Source organism: Bacillus sp. P4_D3 (assembly GCF_056401855.1).
The window spans coordinates 1-2,402 of the sequence record NZ_JBFUIN010000488.1 but is presented as its reverse complement, the minus strand read 5'-3'; the positions used below and the strand labels follow the sequence as shown (position 1 = coordinate 2,402).

Sequence of the window (2,402 nt, the reverse complement as noted above, 5' to 3'; positions counted from 1 at the left end):
CTTTAAATATGTGTTACATAATTACAATTTAATTGATAATGACTATGATGTTGCAGTAGCATATGCGGGACCTATGGACTTTATTAGCTATTTTGTTGTAAATAAAATAGCTGCAAAAAAGAAAGTTCAATGGATCCATTTTGATATTACAAAAATCTCTTTTAATAAAAAATTTTCATCTGAGATATATAATAAATTTGATAAGGTTTTTGTGGTTTCAGGTGAAGCTAGAGATAGATTAATTGATATAGTACCTTCTATAAAAAAGAAAACAGAGGTATTCCCGAATATAATTTCTAAAAAATTAATTGGTTATCAAGCAAAGGAAGGTAAGGGGTTTAATGATGAATTTGCTGGATTAAGGATATTGACAGTTGGTAGATTAACGGATGAGAAAGGTCAAGATATAGCTATACGAGTGTTAGGAAGGTTAATTAGCGATGGATATAAAGTAAAATGGTATTGCGTAGGAGAAGGGGCGTCAAGAAAAAAATATGAAAAGTTAATAGATGAATATCATCTAAAAGATAAATTTGTTTTATTAGGTATGGATTCTAACCCATATCCTTATATAGATCAATGTGATATTTATGTACAACCATCTAGGCATGAAGGGTATTGTATAACTCTTGCTGAGGCTAGGTGTTTATGTAAACCTATTGTAACTACAAACTTTGCTGGTGCAAAAGAACAGATTCAAGACGAGAGAACAGGTCTGATTGTAAATGCAAATGAACATAGCATTTATGAAGCGGTAAAAAGGTTGATAGATAATCATGAGCTACGCAATTCGATTTCAGAAAGTTTAGTCAATGAGGACTTTAATTCAGCACGCCAAATGAAAAAAATATATGAGTTTTTATAAAATATATATTCAATTGAGTAGATTTATAAGGTACAAGTATAGAAACCTGAAGGATACAACATCCATTAGATTCTTAATAACGAATAAACCTCATAAACATAAAGTTTGGAGTTCTTATGATATGAGAAAATCTACTGTATTGTCCCAGTGAGGAGAGGTACATTTCGAGTGATAACCTAGGTTTAAGGGGAATGTCAAATAAGAAAGGTAGTATTAAAATGAAAAGTCAACTTAAAGCGGGTGCAATATTATCTTACGTAGCATTGTTTGTTAATAGTGCAATATCTATAATATATACCCCTATTATGTTAAATATACTTGGACAATCAGAATTTGGTATATATAGCTTAGCCGCTTCTGCAGCAGGGTATGTAGGAGTATTAAATTTTGGATTAGGTAATGCAGTAATTAGATATACCGCGAAATATAGGGCACTTCAAGATGAAAATGGCTGTTCAAATTTATATGGGATGTTTTGCATCATGTACGGGATATTAGGAACTTTGGCACTAATAATAGGTACAATATTGACTCTGAATGCTGATAGGATATTTTCAAACACATTAAGTGAGGGTGAAGTAAATACATTAACAATTTTGATGGGGATAATGGTAATAAATATATCTGTAGGGATAGGACTAGGTTTTTTTAGTGTGGTTGTATTAGCTTTTGAAAAATTTATTTTTCAAAAAGTTATAAGCATAGTAGGATCCATTGCAACCCCTCTTATAACGCTACCGCTTCTTATAATGGGACATGGGTCTGTGGCTATGGCAATCATAACTACAATTTTAAATTTTATTATAATATTAATTAATATATATTATTGTTTTAGAGTTTTAAAAATAAAAATAGTATTTAAAAAGATTGAAAAAAGTGTATTGAGAGAGATAATTGTATTCTCGTCATTAATCTTTATAAATTTAATAATAGATAAGATATATTGGTCTACAGATCAATTTATTCTAGGGGTATTTAGTGGGGCAGCAGCAATTTCAGTCTACACAATAGGAGTCTCGTTTACAGGGTATTTTTCAGGGTTTTCTACGGCAATATCAAATGTATTTTTAAGTAGGGTTACAGGGATGGTTACTAGGGAAGTTAATGATAAAGACGTGTCAGATTTATTTATTAAGGTAGGAAGGATTCAATATATTATATTATCATTTATTCTAAGTGGATTTATTGTTTTTGGAAAAGAATTTATTTATTTATGGGTTGGAAGTGAGTATAAAGATGCTTTTATAATAGCGATAATCATCTTAGTTCCTATGATAGTATCGCTAGTGCAAAGTATGGGGGGAATAATACTTCAAGCCAAAAATATGCAAGCATTTAAGTCATTAATTTATGCTATTACATCTGTAGTTAACGTGCTTGTAAGTATAATGTTTGTTCAATGGTGGGGAGCTATAGGCGGGGCTTTGGGGACAGCTATGGCATTCACTGCAGGGAATATAATTATTATGAATGTTTATTATTGGAAGAAGATTAATATAGATATACCAAGGTTTTGGAAAAATATTTTTTATATGAG

2 protein-coding genes are annotated in these 2,402 nt (G+C 30.5%); both read left to right on the top strand.

The window, feature by feature from the left end; all coding sequences use genetic code 11:
* Positions 1-865 (top strand): glycosyltransferase (locus AC1DTM_RS23135; protein WP_477000981.1); only part of this gene is annotated, 865 nt, incomplete at its 5' end.
* Positions 866-1,056: 191 nt separating this feature from the next.
* Positions 1,057-2,402 (top strand): lipopolysaccharide biosynthesis protein (locus AC1DTM_RS23130; RefSeq protein ID WP_477000980.1); only part of this gene is annotated, 1,346 nt, incomplete at its 3' end.